This window comes from Comamonas sp. A23 (assembly GCF_004522605.1).
Lineage (GTDB): Bacteria > Pseudomonadota > Gammaproteobacteria > Burkholderiales > Burkholderiaceae_C > Comamonas > Comamonas thiooxydans.
On sequence record NZ_RSDT01000008.1, the window covers coordinates 205,212 to 223,696 of the forward strand.

General features: G+C 63.3%; 18 protein-coding genes. 10 read left to right on the forward strand and 8 right to left on the reverse strand.

What is annotated here, in order from left to right:
- Nucleotides 1–16: 16 nt before the first annotated feature.
- The 3 genes from mreD to EIC84_RS18355 form a co-directional block, all read right to left on the reverse strand.
- Complete coding sequence (mreD, locus tag EIC84_RS18345) at nucleotides 17–535, reverse strand: rod shape-determining protein MreD (protein ID WP_003070409.1); 519 nt, start codon at nucleotides 533–535, stop codon at nucleotides 17–19.
- On the reverse strand, nucleotides 532–1,557 hold the full coding sequence (gene mreC / locus EIC84_RS18350; protein ID WP_003070406.1) for a rod shape-determining protein MreC: 1,026 nt from the start codon (nucleotides 1,555–1,557) through the stop codon (nucleotides 532–534). The genes mreD and mreC overlap by 4 nt, the downstream gene beginning before the upstream one ends.
- Nucleotides 1,558–1,722: 165 nt before the next feature.
- Nucleotides 1,723–2,766 carry a rod shape-determining protein gene (locus EIC84_RS18355; protein WP_003059473.1) on the reverse strand — a complete coding sequence of 348 codons (1,044 nt, stop codon included), beginning with the start codon at nucleotides 2,764–2,766 and terminating at the stop codon, nucleotides 1,723–1,725.
- A gap of 212 nt (nucleotides 2,767–2,978) precedes the next feature.
- On the opposite strand from EIC84_RS18355, the gene gatC reads away from it, so the two are divergent.
- The 5 genes from gatC (at nucleotide 2,979) to EIC84_RS18380 (ending at nucleotide 9,096) form a co-directional block, all read left to right on the forward strand.
- Nucleotides 2,979–3,278 (forward strand): Asp-tRNA(Asn)/Glu-tRNA(Gln) amidotransferase subunit GatC, encoded by a 300-nt coding sequence (gene gatC, locus EIC84_RS18360; protein WP_003070403.1) that lies wholly within the window; start codon nucleotides 2,979–2,981, stop codon nucleotides 3,276–3,278.
- A gap of 20 nt (nucleotides 3,279–3,298) precedes the next feature.
- Entirely contained in the window at nucleotides 3,299–4,789 is a 1,491-nt protein-coding gene (gatA, locus tag EIC84_RS18365) for an Asp-tRNA(Asn)/Glu-tRNA(Gln) amidotransferase subunit GatA (protein ID WP_003070401.1), read from the forward strand.
- A gap of 150 nt (nucleotides 4,790–4,939) precedes the next feature.
- The gene (gene gatB, locus EIC84_RS18370) at nucleotides 4,940–6,397 is read left to right on the forward strand and encodes an Asp-tRNA(Asn)/Glu-tRNA(Gln) amidotransferase subunit GatB (protein ID WP_003070398.1); all 1,458 of its coding nucleotides are present in this window, start codon (nucleotides 4,940–4,942) and stop codon (nucleotides 6,395–6,397) included.
- A 128-nt stretch (nucleotides 6,398–6,525) separates the two neighbouring features.
- Nucleotides 6,526–7,218, forward strand: a complete 693-nt coding sequence (locus EIC84_RS18375) for a hypothetical protein (RefSeq protein WP_003070396.1) — start codon at nucleotides 6,526–6,528, stop codon at nucleotides 7,216–7,218.
- A gap of 1,065 nt (nucleotides 7,219–8,283) precedes the next feature.
- Nucleotides 8,284–9,096 (forward strand): alpha/beta hydrolase, encoded by an 813-nt coding sequence (locus EIC84_RS18380; protein WP_003070394.1) that lies wholly within the window; start codon nucleotides 8,284–8,286, stop codon nucleotides 9,094–9,096.
- Nucleotides 9,097–9,137: 41 nt separating this feature from the next.
- On the opposite strand, the gene EIC84_RS18385 is transcribed toward EIC84_RS18380, so the two are convergent.
- The 4 genes from EIC84_RS18385 to serA all read right to left on the reverse strand — a co-directional run bounded on the left by EIC84_RS18385 (nucleotide 9,138) and on the right by serA (nucleotide 13,807).
- A complete protein-coding gene (locus EIC84_RS18385) occupies nucleotides 9,138–9,476 on the reverse strand; it encodes a YegP family protein (protein WP_003070392.1) in 339 nt (112 codons plus the stop codon).
- 121 nt (nucleotides 9,477–9,597) lie between these two features.
- On the reverse strand, nucleotides 9,598–10,422 hold the full coding sequence (locus EIC84_RS18390) for a hypothetical protein (RefSeq protein ID WP_003070389.1): 825 nt from the start codon (nucleotides 10,420–10,422) through the stop codon (nucleotides 9,598–9,600).
- Nucleotides 10,419–12,419 carry an OPT family oligopeptide transporter gene (locus EIC84_RS18395; protein ID WP_003070387.1) on the reverse strand — a complete coding sequence of 667 codons (2,001 nt, stop codon included), beginning with the start codon at nucleotides 12,417–12,419 and terminating at the stop codon, nucleotides 10,419–10,421. The genes EIC84_RS18390 and EIC84_RS18395 overlap by 4 nt, the downstream gene beginning before the upstream one ends.
- A gap of 158 nt (nucleotides 12,420–12,577) precedes the next feature.
- Nucleotides 12,578–13,807, reverse strand: a complete 1,230-nt coding sequence (gene serA / locus EIC84_RS18400; RefSeq protein ID WP_003070385.1) for a phosphoglycerate dehydrogenase — start codon at nucleotides 13,805–13,807, stop codon at nucleotides 12,578–12,580.
- Nucleotides 13,808–14,083: 276 nt separating this feature from the next.
- Between serA and EIC84_RS18405 the strand changes: the two genes are divergently transcribed.
- From EIC84_RS18405 to EIC84_RS18425, 5 genes are all read left to right on the forward strand, one after another.
- On the forward strand, nucleotides 14,084–15,121 hold the full coding sequence (locus tag EIC84_RS18405) for a hypothetical protein (protein WP_003070384.1): 1,038 nt from the start codon (nucleotides 14,084–14,086) through the stop codon (nucleotides 15,119–15,121).
- A gap of 100 nt (nucleotides 15,122–15,221) precedes the next feature.
- Nucleotides 15,222–15,797 carry a nitroreductase family protein gene (locus EIC84_RS18410; RefSeq protein ID WP_034363350.1) on the forward strand — a complete coding sequence of 192 codons (576 nt, stop codon included), beginning with the start codon at nucleotides 15,222–15,224 and terminating at the stop codon, nucleotides 15,795–15,797.
- A gap of 133 nt (nucleotides 15,798–15,930) precedes the next feature.
- Nucleotides 15,931–17,052, forward strand: a complete 1,122-nt coding sequence (locus tag EIC84_RS18415) for an HPP family protein (protein ID WP_237704520.1) — start codon at nucleotides 15,931–15,933, stop codon at nucleotides 17,050–17,052.
- Nucleotides 17,053–17,142: 90 nt separating this feature from the next.
- Nucleotides 17,143–17,361: a hypothetical protein gene (locus EIC84_RS18420; RefSeq protein WP_003070377.1), complete on the forward strand. Its 219-nt coding sequence runs from the start codon at nucleotides 17,143–17,145 to the stop codon at nucleotides 17,359–17,361.
- 86 nt (nucleotides 17,362–17,447) lie between these two features.
- A complete protein-coding gene (locus EIC84_RS18425) occupies nucleotides 17,448–17,801 on the forward strand; it encodes a hypothetical protein (protein ID WP_003070374.1) in 354 nt (117 codons plus the stop codon).
- Nucleotides 17,802–17,812: 11 nt separating this feature from the next.
- Here the strand turns inward: EIC84_RS18425 and EIC84_RS18430 are convergent, their stop codons facing one another.
- Entirely contained in the window at nucleotides 17,813–18,484 is a 672-nt protein-coding gene (locus tag EIC84_RS18430; RefSeq protein WP_003070372.1) for a hypothetical protein, read from the reverse strand.
- Nucleotide 18,485: the final 1 nt, after the last annotated feature.

Sequence of the window (18,485 nt, forward strand, 5' to 3'; positions counted from 1 at the left end):
TCAAGAGGGCTTTCATCTACAGAGGCCGGTTTTCATCGCTGTCCGGCGCACGGCGCTGCGGCGCCAGCAGCAAAGCGCTGACCACAGGCCACAGCAAGGTCTCGATCACTGGAGCTATCAGAAACTCCAGCCCGGGGAAGATACCTCCCGTCGCCACACGCAGCAGAACCTGAATGCCGTGCGCCGCAGCAAACACCGGCAACAGGTGCAGGGCCTGCACAGGGCTCGAGAACCAGAGCAGGCGGCGACTCATCCAGCCCGTCACGAAAACCAGCAAGGTATAGGCCAGGGCATGCTGGCCCAGCAGCGAGGCCCGGTCCACATCCATGATCAGCCCCAGCACAAAGGCAATACCCAGGCCCACGCGCTGCGGCTGATTCAGACTCCAGAAGGCCAGCAGCAGCAGCAACATGTCCGGCAGCCAGACGATGCGGCCCAGCGGAAGCATGTTGACGGCCAGGCCTATCACCAGGGTGACGACGATGAACAGAGGATTGACCGGCAGCAACAACTGCTGGCCGCGCGGCATGATCATGCGGGATCCTTTGCAGGCTTGGCGGCCTTGGTCCCCGCCTTCTCAGCGGCGGCCTTCTCCTTTTCGGCAGCGGCCGCCTCCTTTTTGCCACGTGCCTTGGCAGCCCGGTCGGCCTTCTCGGCATCGGCCTGGGCCTGCATATTGGCGGCCTCGGGATGCTCGGTACGGCCCTGGGGCTTGAGCACCATCACATGGCGCACGCCCTGCACACGGCCCACGGGCTCGCAGTAGATGCGGGTAAAGGCCGAGTCGGCACGGCGGTCCACGGTCACCACCTTGGCCACGGGCAGGCCCGTGGGATAAAGCCCGTCAATACCGCTGGTGGTGAGCAGATCGCCCACCTGTACATCGGCGTTGCTGGGCATGAAGCGCAGCTCCAATCCGCCGGCGCGGGTCGAGGATGCATCGCCATAGGCGACGCTGCGCGCGCCAGTGCGCGGGTTGAAAACGGGAATGGCCTGATCGCGATCGATGAGCAGCGTGACCTCGGCACGCGTCGGATAGACGCGCGTGACCTGACCTATCACGCCTTTTTCATCGAGCACGGGCGAGCCCGGCGCAATATTGTCCGCCTGCCCCTTGTCGATCACCACACGGCGCGTATAGGGGTCAGGACTGTCATAGACCACCTCGGCCACCTGCCCCGGCGTCAACGAGCGCTCACGCAACTCCAGCATGGAGCGCAGATGCTCGTTCTCCTTGATCAACTCGTCGGCCAGCTCGGCGCGCTGAGCCATGACGACCAGCTCCTTGCGCGCAGCATCCTCGCGGGCCACGGCCTGCTGCTGCACCTCGGCATAGCGGCTGGCGTTCTGATAGGCCAGCACGGGCTGGGCCACCAACCATTGCACGGGCGACAGCGCCACCGACAAGGCCGCGCGCACCGGCGTGGTGATCTTGAAGCGCGCGTCGGCCACCATCAAAAACAGCGCCAAGGCGCTGTAGAGGGCAAGCTGGGAAGTGCGCGAGGCCTGTTGCTTGAACAGGGATGGAGCGCGGTGGTCCAGGGTGTCCAGGCTCATGCGTGCTCCCGCGGCATGGCCGCATGCGCACGGCCTCCCGGATCAGAAGGAATGCAAAAAGAGAGCGCGGTATGCAGGCGTATCACGGACTCAGGCCCTGTTCATGGAAGTGGCTGCGGTACGCGCACTATGCCGCGTGCCGCAAAACACCACATTGCACAGCGATTAATCGCTGGTGAAGATGCTGCCCTGGCGATCCATGGTCTCCAGCGCCATGCCGCAACCGCGCACCACGCAGGTCAGCGGCTCCTCGGCCACCAACACGGGCAGACCCGTCTCTTCGGCCAGCAGACGATCCAGATCGCGCAGCAGCGCACCGCCGCCGGTCAGCATCATGCCGCGCTCGGCAATGTCGGCGCCCAGCTCGGGAGGCGTCTGCTCCAGCGCATTCTTCACGGCGGAAACGATCTGATTCAGGGGGTCGGTCAGCGCTTCCAGCACTTCGTTGGAAGAGATGGTGAAGCTGCGCGGCACGCCTTCGGACAGGTTGCGGCCCTTGACTTCCAGTTCCTTGACTTCGGAGCCGGGGAAAGCCGAGCCGATCTGCTTCTTGATCAGTTCTGCCGTCGGCTCGCCGATCAGCATGCCGTAGTTGCGGCGGATATAGCTGATGATGGACTCGTCGAACTTGTCGCCACCCACGCGCACGGAGCCCTTGTAGACCATGCCGCCCAGCGAGATCACGCCCACTTCGGTCGTACCGCCGCCGATGTCCACCACCATGGAGCCGGAGGCTTCGGAAACGGGCAGGCCCGCGCCGATGCCGGCAGCCATGGGTTCTTCGATCAGGTACACGGCCGTGGCGCCCGCAGCTTCGGCAGCGTCCTTGATGGCGCGGCGCTCGACCTGGGTGGAGCCACAGGGCACGCAGATGATGATGCGGGGGCTGGGCGTCAGCACCGAGCGCGGATGCACCATCTTGATGAACTGCTTGATCATCTGCTCGGTGATCACGAAGTCGGCGATCACGCCGTCCTTCATGGGGCGAATAGCTTCGATGTTGCCGGGCACCTTGCCCAGCATGGCCTTGGCTTCGCGGCCGACAGCCTGAATCACCTTCTTGCCGTGGGGGCCGCCTTCGTGACGGATCGCAACCACCGAAGGTTCGTCCAGAACAATGCCCTTGTCTCGGGCGAAAATCAGGGTGTTAGCTGTGCCAAGGTCAATGGCAAGGTCGGTGGAGAAGTACCGACGGAAAGCTCCGAACATTCAGGGTCCTCTCAGGCACGGCTTGCGCATCGGCTGGCCGTCGCCGGGATGTAAGGTAATGGAGTCTGGGTGGTGGGCATTTTTTGCACAATGACCAGCCGAACGGAGGTATTGCGGCAAAGCCGAGATAATACCGTATCCCCTGTGAATAACTTCTACTGTCAGGGTTAGAAACACTGCTTTACACGCGGCGGCCCTGTTAAATAATTTCTATGGCATTGAACGATCAAGACATTGCGCGCATCGCCAACTTGGCCCGCCTTGAACTGTCACAAGACGAAAGTAAGCGCATGCTCGCGCAACTAAACAACTTTTTCGGCATCGTCGAAAAAATGCAGGCTGTGGATACTTCGGGCGTCAGCCCTCTGTCACATCCGGTGGCAGCCATCCAGGACGTCGCCTTACGGCTACGTGACGATTTGGTAAGTGAGGGCAATAACCGCGACGCCAACATGCAGAACGCCCCTGCAGCCGAAAAGGGTTACTTCCTCGTGCCCAAGGTCATCGAATAAACGCGCGGAACCACAAGAACATGAGCCAAACCGAACTCCACCAATTGAGCGTGGCCGAGCTGGCCGCGCAGCTGCGCGCCAAGCAGGTCTCTGCCACCGAAGCCGCCCAGCATTTCCTGGCCCGCGCCAGGCAGCACCAGAACCTGGGCGCTTTTGTCGCCATCAATGAAGACGCCACCCTGGCCCAGGCCAAGGCGGCCGACGCCCTGATCGCCGAAGGCAAGGGCGGCAAGCTGGCCGGCGTGCCCATTGCGCACAAGGACATCTTCGTCACCAAGGACTTCCCCACCACCGCCGCCAGCAAGATGCTGGAGGGCTACCAATCGCCGTTTGACGCCACCGTGGTGCGCAAGCTGGCGGAGTCCGGCGTGGTCACCCTGGGCAAGCTCAACTGCGACGAATTCGCCATGGGCGGCGCCAACGAGAACTCGGCCGTGGCCCCCGTGGGCTTTGACGCGGCACAGCCCGTGCGCAACCCCTGGAACAACGAGCGCGTGCCCGGCGGCTCCTCGGGCGGCTCGGCCGCTGCCGTGGCCGCGCGCCTGGCCCCGGCCGTGACCGGCACCGACACCGGCGGCTCCATCCGCCAGCCCGCCTCGTTCTGCGGCATCACCGGCATCAAGCCCACCTATGGCCGCGCCAGCCGCTACGGCATGATCGCCTTTGCCTCCAGCCTGGACCAGGCCGGCCCCATGGGCCGCAGTGCCGAAGATTGCGCGCTGCTGCTCTCCGAGATGTGCGGCCCCGATCTGGACCGCGACTCCACCAGCCTGGACTACCCGGCCGAGGACTTCGCTGCCCGCCTGGGTGACTCGATCGAAGGCCTGCGCATCGGCGTGCCCGCCGAGTTCTTTGGTGAAGGCCTGTCCGACGATGTCCGCGCAGCCGTCGACGCAGCGCTCAAGGAATACGAAAAGCTGGGCGCCAAGCTGGTGCCCGTGAGCCTGCCGCGCACCGAACTGTCCGTGCCCGTGTACTACATCCTGGCTCCGGCCGAGGCCTCGTCCAATCTGTCGCGCTTTGACGGCGTGAAGTTCGGCCATCGCGCCGCCAAGTACGAAGACCTCAACGATATGTACAAGAAGACCCGCGCCGAAGGATTCGGCGACGAGGTCAAGCGCCGCATCATGATCGGCGCCTATGTGCTGTCCGAAGGCTATTACGACGCCTACTATCTGCAGGCGCAGAAGATCCGCCGCATGATTGCCGACGACTTCCAGGCCGCGTTCAAGGACTGCGACGTCATCGCCGGCGCGGCCGCGCCGACGACGGCCTGGGCCATTGGCGGCAAGGCCGATCCGGTCAGCAACTACCTGGCAGACATCTTCACCCTGCCCGCATCGCTGGCCGGCCTGCCCGGTCTCAGCCTGCCCGCAGGCTTCGGCGACGGCGGCATGCCCGTGGGCCTGCAGCTGATTGGCAACTACTTCAGCGAAGCCAAACTGCTGAACGCGGCCCACCGCTTCCAGCAAGCGACAGACTTCCACCTGAAGAGCCCCGCCGGCATTTAAATGAAACACCCCCTGAGTCGCTTCGCGCCTTCCCCCTCAAGGGGGACGACAGCCTCGCTGCGGGGCGGCCCTTGCTCGCTGTCCCTGGATCGGGCCGCGCCGGTTTCATGCGCGGCGCCATGGATACAGCCCACTTTTTGAAGCAAGAACATGACTGTGAAACTAATCAATGGCTACGAAGTCGTCATCGGCTTCGAAACCCACACCCAGCTGGCGACCAACAGCAAGATCTTCAGCCGTGCCAGCACCGCCTTCGGCGCCGAGCCCAACACCCAGGCCAGCGCCGTGGACCTGGCCCTGCCCGGCACGCTGCCGGTGATGAACAAAAAGGCCGTGGAATGCGCAATCAAGCTCGGCCTGTCGCTGGGCTCGACGATTGCTCCGCGTTCCATCTTCGCGCGCAAGAACTACTTCTACCCCGACCTGCCCAAGGGCTACCAGATCTCCCAGTTCGAGATCCCCGTGGTGCAAGGCGGTGAAGTCAGCTTCTATCTGGAAGAAGGCAAGAACAACGTCCTCAAGACCGTGCGCCTGGTGCGCGCCCACCTGGAGGAAGACGCCGGCAAGTCCGTGCACGACGAGTTCATCGGCCAGTCCGGCATCGACCTGAACCGCGCCGGCACGCCGCTGCTGGAAATCGTGACCGAGCCCGATATCCGCTCCACCGCCGAAGCCGTGGCCTACGCCAAGGAGCTGCACAAGATCGTCACCTGGATCGGCATCTGCGACGGCAATATGCAGGAAGGCAGCTTCCGCTGCGACGCCAACGTCTCCGTGCGCAAGCCCGGCCAGCCGCTGGGTACACGCCGCGAGATCAAGAACCTGAACTCGTTCAGGAATATGCAGATCGCCATCGACTACGAAATCCTCTGGCAGATCGAGCAGATCGAGGACGGCCACAAGATCCAGCAGGCCACCGTGCTGTTCAACCCCGACACGGGCGAGACCCGCGCCATGCGCACCAAGGAAGACGCGGCCGACTACCGCTACTTCCCCGACCCCGACCTGCCTCCGCTGGTCGTGGCGCCCGAGTGGGTGGAGCAGGTCAAGGCCGAAATGCCAGAGCTGCCCCGCGCCATGGCCGCGCGCTTTGTCGAGCAATACGGCCTGCCCGAGTACGATGCCACCACGCTGACACAAAGCCAGGCCATGGCCGCCTACTTTGAAGCCGCCGCCAAGGCCTGCGGCCAGGCCAAGCTGGCGTCCAACTGGATCATGGGCGAGATCTCGCGCCGCCTGAACATGGAAGAGATCGGCATGGACCAGGTCAAGGTCAGCGCCGAGCAGCTGGGCACCCTGATCGCCCGCATCCACGGCAATGTCATCAGCAACAACTCGGCCAAGCAGGTGTTCGAGGCGCTGTGGACCGGCGAAGGCTCCGATGTGGACTCCATCATTGAAGCCAAGGACCTCAAGCAGTCCAACGACACCGGCGCACTGGAAGCCATCATCGACGAGGTGATCGCCGCCAACCCCGCCAACGTGGAGCAATACCGCGCCGGCAAGGACAAGGCCTTCAACGCCCTGGTCGGCCAGGTCATGAAAGCCTCCAAGGGCAAGGCCAACCCCGGCCAGGTCAACGAGCTGCTCAAGGCCAAGCTGGCCTAAGCCGCCAACTCCAGGCGCCAACCCACCGTTCAAGGCCGCAGGCAGCACATGCCTGCGGCCTTGTTGCTTGCCGGACATCCAGGTCCGCCGTCTCCATGCCCTGCGCCGCGCGGCGCAGGAAAATTTCAGTGATCTTCTCGAACGCTTCCCTCATCGAATCTGAAAAAGAACGCAACCTCTGCACCAAGTTCTTTGCCGGCTACTTTTTCAACGAATTCACGGCCGGCTATGCCAAGCGCATCGTCCAGTTCAACCGCTACATCCAGGAAGTCACAGGCCGCGAAGACCTGGGCATTCAAAGTCCCCATATCTCGTTTGACACCCACGCCTACCTGTGCCACGAGCGCCTGCGCAGCAAGCTGGCCGATGTCCTCATCTCCGACCCGGCACGCCAGGTCTTTCTGTTCATCGAGACCAAATACCTGAGCAACTGGACTTACGCCGCCGATGTGGCCAAAGGGCTGGAGCGCCTGGACAAGGTCTTCGACGCCGACAAGAAGCCCCATCTGGCGGACGCCTGCCAGCATTACTTTGTGCTGACCTCGCGCCGCAAGGAAGAAGCCGCAGGCCGCCCGGTGCAGCACTACGCCCCGGTGAATGGACCTATCTATGTTCCCACCCCTGCGCGCGCCGCAGAAGTGAGCGAGGGCGACGCGGCTGAGTCCTCGAAGCCTTCTTTCACCAGCCTGCTCTATTGGGAAGACCTGGCCCAGATGTGCGACCGCTCGGAAGTGCGGCAGTACATGGAGGCGCGGTTGAAGCTGTGCGTGAGCAGTTCGCGGAATCAGCATAAGGCGGGGTATTTTTTGCCGGGGGCGTGATAGTTAGGTGTCTGATCCCCTCGCAGGCGCAGCCGAAGGAACGGGGGCAGTAGGGGCTGGCTCTTTGCCTACTTTCTGGTGGTCCGGCATACCGGTAGCAGAAAGTAGGTCGGCATGGCGGGCTGAGGCCCGCCCACTGTCCACTAATCAGGCATGTCGCTAAAACAGAGGCTTCAAGTCAAATGGGCCTCCAACCCGATCACCTCAGGCACTGACAGCTATTAAAAAAGCATTGCTTTGTCGCCAGCGACAGAGGCCGGGATTTCGCCCCGGCTGGCGACTCACTTTCTTGCTTGTGCAAGAAAGTGAGCAAAGAACACAAACCCGACTGTCTGCGTCCCTGCGCTTCGCTCCGGGCAAACCTGCGTCACGCCATTCAGTCTGCGGTGCCGCCCAACTCGCTGCGCGCTTGCAGCGCTTCGCTCAAACAAGCGGCGGCAGGTCAGAGCACGATGCAACGCTGTCCTGCGGCAGCGTTGCCCACAGCCTGAACCGCGTGCCGCAGGCGCTGACACACGGGTGGAAGCGGGTGCGGACGGCCTGCGAGAGTTATGACGAAATTGGCTTCTTTCGCTTATCTGTATTGCGGTAGCAGCTATTAATTTTCCAAAGAAGCTATCCCGTATCCAGTATTGCCCCTTGTGCCCACGCCTGCGACGGCAAGTTCTTGAGGCTGACAGTTGCACCGCAGAGTGCAACTGCATCGTCATCACTTTTACGGCAACCTGTTTGAGCGAAGCGCTGCAAGCGCGCAGTGAGTTTTGCCGTACAGCCCCAAGAGCTTGAGGGCGCAGGTTGCCCCATAGCGAAGTGAAACGCAGCGAAGGGGTCGTGGGCAGCAGGGGCCGGCTCTTTGCCCAAAAAGCAGGCATACAGACAGCTCCGTCATCCAGAAGAAGGGCTGAAGCCGAATTACGAGCCAAACCAGCCCCAAGCACAGACAACACCAGCACCAACCGCTATCAATTCCTCAAACCTCCGCTTACATAAAGCCGAGGTAAAGCGCACACCAAACCCACACAAATCTGCGCACAATCCGGCGCAAACCTCATACTTTTGCGCTCCATGCTCTCAAAGCTGCTCAAGCCCCTGCTCTGGCTGCTGGCCCTGTGCCTGGCGGTCTATATCTGTATCTGCAGCTATATGTTTGCGCAGCAGCGCCAGATGATTTTTCCGGGCGGCGGCACGCAGGTGGCGGCCGAGAGCACCGATTTCTCGCTGCAACGCGCCGATGTGCTGCTGCGGGGCTGGCAGCTACACCCGGCGGATGGCAAGGCGCGCAATGCGGTGATCTACTTTGGCGGCAATGCCGAGAACATTGCCCACCGGCGCCAGCAGCTGGCGCGCAGCCTGCCGCACAGCGATATCTATATGCTGGCCTACCGCGGTTATGGCGCCAGCGAGGGCGAGCCCACGCAAGAACTGGTGGAGCTCGATGCCGCCGCCTTGTTCGATGAGGTCAGGCGCCTGCACCCCGAGCTACCCATCACCGTGATCGGCCGCAGCCTGGGCACGGGCGTGGCGGCTGCCGTGGCCGACCTGCGCCAGCCGGACCAGTTGGTGCTGGTCACGCCCTTCGACAGCATTCTGAACACGGTACGCGGCATGTATGGCTGGCTACCTGTGGAACTGCTGCTGCGCGACCCGTTCGACTCTGCCGCGCATCTGCGCAATTACCATGGGCCGATTCTGGTGCTGCGCGCCGGACGCGATCAGGTGGTGCAGCCCGAGCGCACCGACGCCCTGCTGCACAGCCTCAGGGACAAGGCTGTGCAGGTGCAGGCATTCGCCCAGGCGAATCACTCGACCATCTTCCGCGCCAACGGCTTCTGGAGCGCCATAGAGCAGTTCGTGGACGGGCATCACAAAGCGGCCTGAAAGGCCTCCGACGCTCCCAGCAGGTGCTGTCCGGCGATGCGTTAAGTGCCAGTCAAATCCTTGACGACCGTCGTCGCGCCGTTTTTCCTGACGGACTCGATACCCGCATCGCGCGAGGCCGCCGAGGCATAGAGCTGGCTGCTGCCTATGACCTGGTGGTTGGCGGCCTTGAGGTTGAAATGCTCCTTGCCATTGCTGGCGGTCTTTTTCTCGTAGCGCTCGGCCAGCGGGCTGTTGGTCTGCACCGAGGCGATGCCGTTCTCGGCCGCCGCCCGGGTCTTGTACAGCTCGCTGGTGAGAATGATCTCGCCGTTGCCGGCCTTGAGCACAAACCGGAACTGCCCATCGCTGCTCTTGCTCAACTCGAAATGACCTGCCATCGGTTTCTCCTTGGTTGCAAAAAGCGGCCTGCGCCGCGGGGGTAGCCCGCACACTATAAAACCATCACCGCTGAAACCGGACATCTCATGACCGGCTCCAGCGTTCATGAATCCAACCCTGTCAGCTTTTCATAGTGCTTTCAGAAGACGGCTGATCAAGCCCCAGGCCTTCTGCCAAGCCCTCGGCATAGCCGAGCATCAGCGTGCGCCGTGATAGCAGCACGGACGCCAACTGCGCCCAGCCCGCATGTTCCCGCACCTCGTCCAGCCCCTGACCGTAGAGCATGCGCAAATCCTCTATCAGCCGATCGACCAGCACCGCATCGGGCAAGCTGGCGCGCACAAATCCCATCCAGGCGGCGCCCATGCCGAAGAAGCGATAACCATATTGCGCCGCAAGATGACGAATGACGGCGCGGTTCTGGAATCTGTCCCAGTCCGCGCTGAAATAGCCGTTGGGCTGGCCCGCAATCATGAGCTCGTCGTCGGGCACGGGCAGACACTGGACATAGACCACCTCGTCGAGCAGCACCTCGGGCCTGCGGTTGGCCTGCAGCAGGGCATCCACGTCCTCCGCAGCCAGCAGCAGCGTGCCGCAGACCTGCGCCCAGTCCTGCACCAGCTCGGGCCGCTGCAGCTGCGCCACGCGGTGCTGCAGCGAAGCCAGCGTCAGGGCCTGCTCCTGCGCCGGGTCCTCCCAGTCCATGTCGTCGGGACTGTCCAGATACAGGCGCTCATCCTGGCTCGCATGGCCGCTGGTGTAGCTGCACTGACTCACATCGTCCAGCGTGCAGAGGTAGCGATGTGCAGGGTCGGCGGCACGCAGCGCGTCCAGCCGCTCCAGCACCTCGTCCAGCGTCTTGAACTCCTGCAGCCATTCATGGGCGAATCCGAAGTTGCCCTGGCGGTATTCGGCCTGTTCCCCGTCGAATCCTCCTGTCTTCATTTGCGCAGCACCCGGCGATAAAAGAACACACACAGGCCCACGAAATAGGCCAGGCCCAGCCACATGGCGGGCGCAAAGCCTTCGCCCACCAGGGCCAGCGGTGCGTCCTTGCCGCTGAAGCCTATGAGTGCCGCAATCAGCAGGCCCATCAGGCTCTCGCCCACGATCAAGCCGGAGGCCAGCAGCAGGCCTCGCTCCTCGGCCGCCGCCGTCCAGTCCTTGCCGCCGCACTGCGCATAGGCCTTGATGGCTCTGGCAATGCACCAGCCCAGCACCGCGCCTATGGTCAGCGTCAGGCCTATGGTGGGCGGCAGATAGATGCCCAGGCCCACGGCCAGCGGCGGCAGCGCGCCCTTGCCGCTCTTGCGCAGGGTCAGATCGATCAGGATGACGGCAATGCCCACGGCCACGCCCAGACCCAGCATGCTCCAGTCCAGCGAGCCCTTGAAGATGCCGCTGGCAATCTGCATCATCAGCGTGGCCTGTGGCGCGGCCAGGGCCTGATTCGGGTCCATGCCGGCACGCGGCATGCTGCCGGCAAAACCGTAGGCGTTGTAGAGCAGATCCAGCACGGGCGGTATGACCAGCGCGCCCACCAGACAGCCGATGATGAGCACGATCTGCTGACGCCAGGGCGTGGCCCCCACCAGATAGCCGGTCTTGAGATCCTGCAGGTTGTCGTTGGAGATCGCAGCCATGGCCAGAACGGCCGAAACCATGAACAGCACCAGCGCAATGCCCATCTGCCCCGCGACGGCGCTGGCATAGGCCGGCACCAGGGCATGCAGCGCCAGCAGGGCCACGCCCATGAGCAAGGTGGCGATGATGCCGATGCCCGAGATGGGACTGGCCGACGAGCCCACCAGACCGGCCATATAGCCGCAGGCCGCCGCCACCAGAAAGCCGAACAGGGCCGCGAACAGCACGCACAAGGCCGCCAGGCCGTAGCGTGCGCCAGCGGCCAGATCGGGCATATGCCCGGCGATGAAGTCATTGACCACCAGGAACAGCACGCCCAGGGCGGCAGCACCTATCGTCAGCATCCAGCTGCGCGGCATGTCCTTGTCGGTTTCGTCGCCACCGGCCCCCTCGGCAACGCTGCGTGCAGGCTGGTTGCGAATCGCCTGGACAATGGGCTTGGCCAGCGTGGCCACGGTCCACAGCGCCGAGATGCCGATGACGCCCGCCCCCAGAAAGCGGGCCTTGCTGCCCCAGAGCTGGGTGGACAGCTCGGAGAGCGCCTGGCCGGCCGCAGGAGAAGCCTGGGCCGTCAGCCAGGGCACGACCACGCCCCAGCACAGCGCCAGCCCCGCAAGCACGGCAATGCCTGCGGCCGCCCCCATCAGATAGCCGGCAGCCAGCAGGGCGGGCGAAAAGCCTGCCGCCACGCGAAAGGCCACGCTGCCTGCGGGAATCCAGAAATTGAAGGCATCGCCAAGCAGGCGCAGACCGCCGCTGAGAAAGCCGAACAGCGCGGCCAGCCCCGTGCCCCACCCCAGCTCGCGCAAGCCCGAACTACGCGGTTTTCCCAGGTTCTCCGGATCGTGAAGATGGCGCTGCTCATCGCCTACGCGCAACACCTCGGCAGCGGCCACGCCTTCGGGATAGGGCAGCTCGGACTGCACCACCAGCACGCGGCGCAGGGGCACGGTGTAGAGCACGCCCAGCGTGCCGCCGGCCGCGCAGATCAATGCCGTCTGCCAGAACGGGAAACCCGTCCACAGCCCCAGCATGAGCAATGCCGGCAGCACAAAGATGACCGAAGACAAGGTGCCGGCCGCGGAGGCCTGGGTCTGCACCAGATTGTTTTCAAGGATGTTGGAATCCTTGAAGCGATAGAGCAGCGCCATGGAGATCACGGCAGCGGGAATCGCCGAGGCAAAGGTCAACCCGACCTTGAGCCCCAGATAGACGTTGGCGGCGGTGAACGCCAGGGTGATGAGCGCGCCAAGCAGCACGCCACGAAAGGTGAACTCTCTCTTGATTGGTGTATTCATTGTGCAAGCGGGAGGGTCTGTAACGGCACAAGCCTAGCATCAGCGGCGCGCAACACCATGTCCGTCGCGCGCCGTTCGGGCCAGCTCCTGGCATCGCCAATGGCCGGTCCATGAAAAAAGGAGACCAAGGTCTCCTTTTCCGTTCAGCGGCCAAGGCTTCAGAACAGCACGCGGCAGCGGATGGTGCCCGCAATCTGCGCGAGCTTTTCCAGCGCCAGCGCCGAGGACTTGGCATCGATATCGATCACCACATAGCCCACTTTTTCATCGGTACGCAGGTACTGACCGGCGATATTGATGCCGTTGTCGGCAAACACCTGGTTGATGGCAGAGAGAATGCCGGGGCGATTCTCGTGCACATGCAGGATGCGGTTGTTGCCGGGGTGCTCGGGCAGCGCCACTTCGGGGAAGTTGACGGCCGATGTGGTCGTGCCGTTGTCGCTGTACTTGACCAGCTTTTCCGCCACTTCCAGACCGATATTGGCCTGCGCCTCCATGGTGGAGCCGCCGATATGCGGCGTGAGGATGACGTTGTCCATGCCGCGCAGCGGCGACAGGAATTCGTCCTTGTTGCTCTTGGGCTCCTTGGGGAAGACGTCGATGGCCGCGCCCAGCAGCTTGCCGCTTTGCAGCGACTCCGCCAGCGCCTCGATATCGACCACCGTGCCGCGCGATGCATTGATGAGAATGCTGCCGGGCTTCATGGCGGCAATCTGCGCCGCTCCCATCATGCCGTTGGTGGAGGCCAGCTCGGGCACATGCAGGGTGACGATGTCGGACTGGGCCAGCAGCTCGTTGAGACCGCTGCTCTGCTGGGCATTGCCCAGCGGCAGCTTGGTCACCACGTCGTGGAAGATGACCTTCATGCCCAGGCTTTCGGCCAGCACCGACAGCTGGGTGCCGATGGAGCCATAGCCGACGATGCCCAGCGTCTTGCCGCGGATCTCGAAGGAATTCTCCGCGCTCTTCTTCCAGCCGCCGCGGTGGGAGACGGCATTCTTTTCGGGGATGCCGCGCAGCAGCAAAATGGCTTCGCCCAGCACCAGCTCCGCCACCGAACGGGTATTGGAGTAAGGCGCGTTGAAGACCACCACACCGCGCTCGCGCGCTGCGTTGAGATCCACCTGGTTGGTGCCGATGCAAAAGCAGCCCACGGCCACCAGCTTCTGCGCGGCCGCGAACACATCGGCCGTGAGCTGGGTGCGCGAGCGGATGCCGACAAAGTGCACATCGGCAATCTTGCGCTTGAGCTCCTCGCCGTCCAGCGCGCCGGTCAGTGCCTCCACATTGGTGTAGCCCGCGTCATGCAGCACCTTGAGCGCAGAGGGATGTATGCCCTCGAGCAGCAAAAACTTGATCTTCGATTTATCCAGCGATGTCTTACCCATGATCCAGCCTCGATCCATCAAAACTCCATTACAGCGGTTTCGTAATTCCGTTACAGGATCTGGGTGCATCGCCCCTTCGTGAAGTGCAGAGGAGCCGCACTGGCGTCCCTGGCCCAAAAACAAGCACTGGGCGGGACGGAAGCGTGCATGTGTCGACTCAGCTGTAACAAATTACGACTTTCCGATTCGCTTCCTACAATCGCGATCATTCACGCGCTTCCAATTTCATAGTTGAAAGTGCAGACCACTCAAGCTTTTTACAAGGATTTGCTGCCTATGCTGACCCTCTTGCGCCGCGCAGAAGATTTGCTGATTCAAGTTCTGCGTCTTGTCTTGCTCGCCTTTTCCATCTTTGTGCTGTTTGGCATGGGCCACTGGATCTGGGACCACTACAAGCCCAAGAAGCCCGATATCGCCACTGCCGGCGCAACGGCGCTGAACTGGAAGGATGCGCCCTACGACCTCAAGTACATGGAAGAAGAGACCGGCCGCGACCTGAGCGTCCTCGGCAACGCCGTGCCCATGGAAAAGCGTCTGGCCGACCCCGCCCTGCGTCCTGATTTCCGCAAGGCCGACGGCCTGCTGCGTGGCTTCATCTACCGGGACACGGCTGCGCGCAAACGCGTAGAAACGGAAAACAGCAGCCAGGGCCTGGATCCCATCCACCCCCTGCTCAAGGGCGATGCCCTGCCCTCGGCCGACGATGTCAACCGCCAGATCAAGATGCGCGAGGCACGTGAAAACTCCTGCTGCGACAAGGAGGCTGCCGACGCGGCCGCTGCCGAGGTGGATGCCGCCTGGACGGCTCGCCGCATCTCGCTGACCCGCGAGGACCGCATGGCCCGTGCCGCCGCAGATGCTGCAGCCGATGCAGCGATTGCGGCAGCCGCCGAGGCTTCGGGCGAAGACGCCATGCTGATGGATCCGGTGAACCTGGCCTCAGAAATCAACGACCGTGCCCAGGCAGCCGAGATGGAGCATGGCGAAGGTTCATACGCGGCCTACATCAAGGGGCTGCCCGTGGCGCTGGAGAAGGTGCTGGGCAACGAAAGCCTGGCCAAGAAGCTGCAGCAGCAGTCCGCTCCGCAGATCGTCAACACCTTGCTGACCAACTACACACTGTCGTTCGACCGCACGGCCGCCAAGCTGCGCGGCGACAACCCCGATGAGGAAAAGTGGGAGTTTCTGGGCATGGACACGGCTTTTGCCACGCTGCTGATTTCCTGCCTGGTGATGGTGATGATGGCGCTGGTGATGTTCCGTATGGAGCGCCATCTGCGCGGCATCGGCGCGCAATCGGGTCAAAAGTCCTGATCTTCCGGCTCCGGCACAAAGGCCGGAGCTTGCGCTATGGTTTCGGGCCCGCCGCTGTACAGCAGGCGGGCCCTTTTCTTTTCAGTTCAGCGATATCACCATGAGCACCACCCGTAGCAGTACCGTCCCCGTCCACGCGCAATTCGTCGAGCGCATGTCGCCGCGCGCCTTTGTGCCTGAAGCACTGAGCGCTGCCCAGATCGAGCAACTGGTGGAAGCCGCCCGCTGGGCGCCTTCGGCCAGCAACAAGCAGCCCTGGCACTTTGCCTACGCCCTGCGTGACGACGCGAACTGGCAGGCGCTCTCGCAGATCCCCAACGAAGCCAACCGCCGCTGGTGCCTGAATGGCGGCGCGCTGATCGTGCTGCTGTCGGACAGGCAGGCTTCCGCCGCCAAGCACAGCTTCGATGCGGGCTGTGCCTGGGGCTATCTGGCGCTGCAGGCCCATGCCATGGGTCTGGCCACGCACGCCATGGGCGGCTTCTCTGCCGATGAAGCCCGCAAGGTGCTGAACCTGCCCGAGCATCTGGTGCCCGAATGCGTGATCGCCGTGGGCCGCCGCGCCGATGCCTCCACGCTGCCCGACGATCTGCGCGAGCGCGAGCAGCCCTCTGACCGCAAGCCGCTGACCGAAATGCTGAGTGCCGGAGCCGTTCAAGCCTCCGCAACCGCCTGAAGCGGAGCAATCCCGCCAAAGCTCCACAGCTCACCCTGTGGAGCTTTTTTTGACAGAATTGCCGCATTAATCAATACAACATTGCGGGAGCAGCTATCAAATTTGCGCCCCGTAGCCTGAGCCTATGTCCGTCATGCAAACAATGTGGCAGCGCCTGGGGCCGGTGGCCTCGCGCCCTTCTTGGAAAGAGCTGATCCGCGCCAGCATTGGCGCAGGCCTGGGTCTCGCGCTGGCAGGCATTCTGGTTGGGCTGGTCGAGCATTTCTTTCCCAACACCCTGTTTCTGTTCGCACCGCTGGGCGCCACGGCCGTGCTGGTGTTCGCCGTGCCCAGCAGCCCGCTGGCCCAGCCCTGGAACTGTGTCGTCGGCAACACCGTGCCTGCTCTCTATACCTTGCTGCTGCTCTGGGCCTTTCCCACGCTGTCCCAGACCTCGCTGGCCGCGCTGGCCGTGGCAGGAGCCATTGCCCTGATGCTGCTGCTGCGTGCCCTGCACCCGCCAGGTGGCGCCGTGGCCTTGCTGACGGTACTGGCGGCGGCCCAGATGGCGCCGCTGGGCTGGCATCTGCTGATCCCCATGGCCGTGCTCTCAGGCGTTCTTGCTGCAGTCGGCGTGCTCTACCATCGTGCCTGCGGCCGTCCCTACCTCCACCAGCCGCCCCAAGCGACCAAGACCCAGCGCCCCACCACGCGCCTGGCGCTGAGCGAGCAGGATCTGGAGCAGTTGTTGCAGCGCTTCGAGCAAAGCTACAACCTGACACCCGAGGACCTGGGCGAGCTGCTGGCCGCCGCCGAGGAGGAAGCCATCAAGCGCCGGCTGTCCAGCGTGAACTGCGGCACCGTCATGTCCGCCAAGCTCCTGACCGTCAGCCCGCAAACTCCGCTCGAAGAGGTCGCCGAGCTGTTTCACCGCCATCTGATCAAAAGCCTTCCCGTGGTCGATGCGCAAGGTGAGCTGATTGGCCGCGTGCTGCGCGCCGACCTGTTCGACTGGCTCTGGCAGGATCACCGCGCGCGCCAGCAGCAAAACCTCTGGCAGCGCCTGCGCAGCCGGCCATCCAAAGTGCAGTCCGTAGCCCAGGAACTGATGCGCGCACCAGAGATGAGCGTGCAGGAAGACACACCCATGGGCGATCTGCTGCACGAGCTGGCATCGCACAGCGTTCAGTTCATTGCCGTGCTGCGCGGCAAAACCCTGATCGGGGTCATCACGCGCTCCGACGTGATTCGCACCTTGCTCTCCATCAATCAATAGCCATGCGGGCAAAGGCCCTCTTGCCTGACACGGACTGCTGGATAAACTATGGGCAGTACTGGTTTGATTGCCCGAAAAGGAGTTGCTGCCATGGACGCCGTGTTCACCCCCAACCTCGACAAGCTGCGCAACATCGTGCAAAGCTTTGGAGCCAGTTCCTTTACCGCGACACAGGTGGCCACGGAATATGAAGGCAGCACTGCCAGCAGCGAAATCACCAAGACCTTCGAAGAGCTGCTCGCCCACCACGCCACCGTGCTGGGCATTCAGTCCGTGCCGGGCCACCATGTGGTCTGGCGCGCAAACTGAGCCGCTGACAAGCCTCTTCATGCATGCCCACTTCGGTGGGTATTTTCTTTTTCATCCAGGGATCAACTGGGCTAAAGTGCGGCGCCATGTCGCTGATTCCTCTTTCGTTGTGGATGCCGCTGTCCGTTGCGGCCTGCGTGCTGCTGGTACTGGCCGCCGTGGGCTGGCTATGGCGTACCGCCCTTCGCATCCCCGCAGGCAGCCGTGACGGCCGCAATATGCGCAGCATGGCCGCCATTGCCAGCGCAGGCCTGCTGCTATGGCTGGCCTATGGCTTGTTCAAGGGTTATGGGGCGCTGTGGCAAGCCGATGCGCTGATGCTCATGGCTCAGGCACCGCTGCTGGTGCAGATGCCCTTGATCATCGCTGGAGTGGCCTGGATTGCGACCCTGCTGCTGGGCCGCGTCATGGCCATGCACAAAGACGGCCACGAAGACTGAAGGCACAGCCGTCAGTGCGAGCGCGTTGCGGCCGGCTGCAGATCAGCCCATAGCTTGCGCAGCTGCTGCAGCTCGGCATCGAAGCGCTGGTTGATGCGCTGCTTTTCCTCTTCCTGCTGCTTGATGAAGCGCTGCTGCTCGGCCTGAGATTCCGTGTTGTCGTCCAGCTGACGGCGCAGATTGGCAGGAGCCTTCTTCGGGTCGTTCTGATAGAACTCCAGCTCGGTATTGAGCTTGCGGCGGCGTTCCTTGAGATCGACCTGGCGCTGCTGGGCCACGCCGATCACATCGTTGACCTGGGCAATCGCCTCGGCTCTGGCGGCGTCATGCACGCCCTGATTGGGGAAGCGCGCCAGCATGGCACGGTCACGCGAGCGCTCCTCACGCAGGCGTTGCTGCTCGGCCTGGTCCTGGCGGCGCTTGGCCTCCTGTGCACTGCGCTCCTGATCGGTCAGCGTGGGGCCCACGCGGCGCAACTCGACGCCCGTGGTACCAAGCACACGCTGCTCGCGATCGACGCAGGAGGCAATAGGTCTGTCGGCCGTGATGCGCCGCCCATTGGCATCCGTGCAGGCGTAGATACCGCCGCTATTGGCTGGGGCCTGGGCTTGAGCCGGCATGGCGCCTGCCCAGACGGTAGCTATCACATACAAACTCAGTTTTGCATGCAAGGCCTGCTTCATT

What these genes read in the sequence shown, in the direction of transcription:
- mreC (WP_003070406.1), bottom strand. Translation starts at nt 1,557, where the DNA reads ATGAGCCTGGACACCCTGGACCACCGCGCTCCATCCCTGTTCAAGCAA.
- gatC (WP_003070403.1), top strand. Translation starts at nt 2,979, where the DNA reads ATGGCATTGAACGATCAAGACATTGCGCGCATCGCCAACTTGGCCCGC.
- serA (WP_003070385.1), bottom strand. Translation starts at nt 13,807, where the DNA reads ATGGGTAAGACATCGCTGGATAAATCGAAGATCAAGTTTTTGCTGCTC.
- EIC84_RS18385 (WP_003070392.1), bottom strand. Translation starts at nt 9,476, where the DNA reads ATGGCAGGTCATTTCGAGTTGAGCAAGAGCAGCGATGGGCAGTTCCGG.
- EIC84_RS18395 (WP_003070387.1), bottom strand. Translation starts at nt 12,419, where the DNA reads ATGAATACACCAATCAAGAGAGAGTTCACCTTTCGTGGCGTGCTGCTT.
- EIC84_RS18380 (WP_003070394.1), top strand. Translation starts at nt 8,284, where the DNA reads ATGCTCTCAAAGCTGCTCAAGCCCCTGCTCTGGCTGCTGGCCCTGTGC.
- EIC84_RS18415 (WP_237704520.1), top strand. Translation starts at nt 15,931, where the DNA reads ATGCAAACAATGTGGCAGCGCCTGGGGCCGGTGGCCTCGCGCCCTTCT.
- EIC84_RS18390 (WP_003070389.1), bottom strand. Translation starts at nt 10,422, where the DNA reads ATGAAGACAGGAGGATTCGACGGGGAACAGGCCGAATACCGCCAGGGC.
- EIC84_RS18420 (WP_003070377.1), top strand. Translation starts at nt 17,143, where the DNA reads ATGGACGCCGTGTTCACCCCCAACCTCGACAAGCTGCGCAACATCGTG.
- mreD (WP_003070409.1), bottom strand. Translation starts at nt 535, where the DNA reads ATGATCATGCCGCGCGGCCAGCAGTTGTTGCTGCCGGTCAATCCTCTG.
- EIC84_RS18355 (WP_003059473.1), bottom strand. Translation starts at nt 2,766, where the DNA reads ATGTTCGGAGCTTTCCGTCGGTACTTCTCCACCGACCTTGCCATTGAC.
- EIC84_RS18405 (WP_003070384.1), top strand. Translation starts at nt 14,084, where the DNA reads ATGCTGACCCTCTTGCGCCGCGCAGAAGATTTGCTGATTCAAGTTCTG.
- gatB (WP_003070398.1), top strand. Translation starts at nt 4,940, where the DNA reads ATGACTGTGAAACTAATCAATGGCTACGAAGTCGTCATCGGCTTCGAA.
- gatA (WP_003070401.1), top strand. Translation starts at nt 3,299, where the DNA reads ATGAGCCAAACCGAACTCCACCAATTGAGCGTGGCCGAGCTGGCCGCG.
- EIC84_RS18410 (WP_034363350.1), top strand. Translation starts at nt 15,222, where the DNA reads ATGAGCACCACCCGTAGCAGTACCGTCCCCGTCCACGCGCAATTCGTC.
- EIC84_RS18430 (WP_003070372.1), bottom strand. Translation starts at nt 18,484, where the DNA reads ATGAAGCAGGCCTTGCATGCAAAACTGAGTTTGTATGTGATAGCTACC.
- EIC84_RS18425 (WP_003070374.1), top strand. Translation starts at nt 17,448, where the DNA reads ATGTCGCTGATTCCTCTTTCGTTGTGGATGCCGCTGTCCGTTGCGGCC.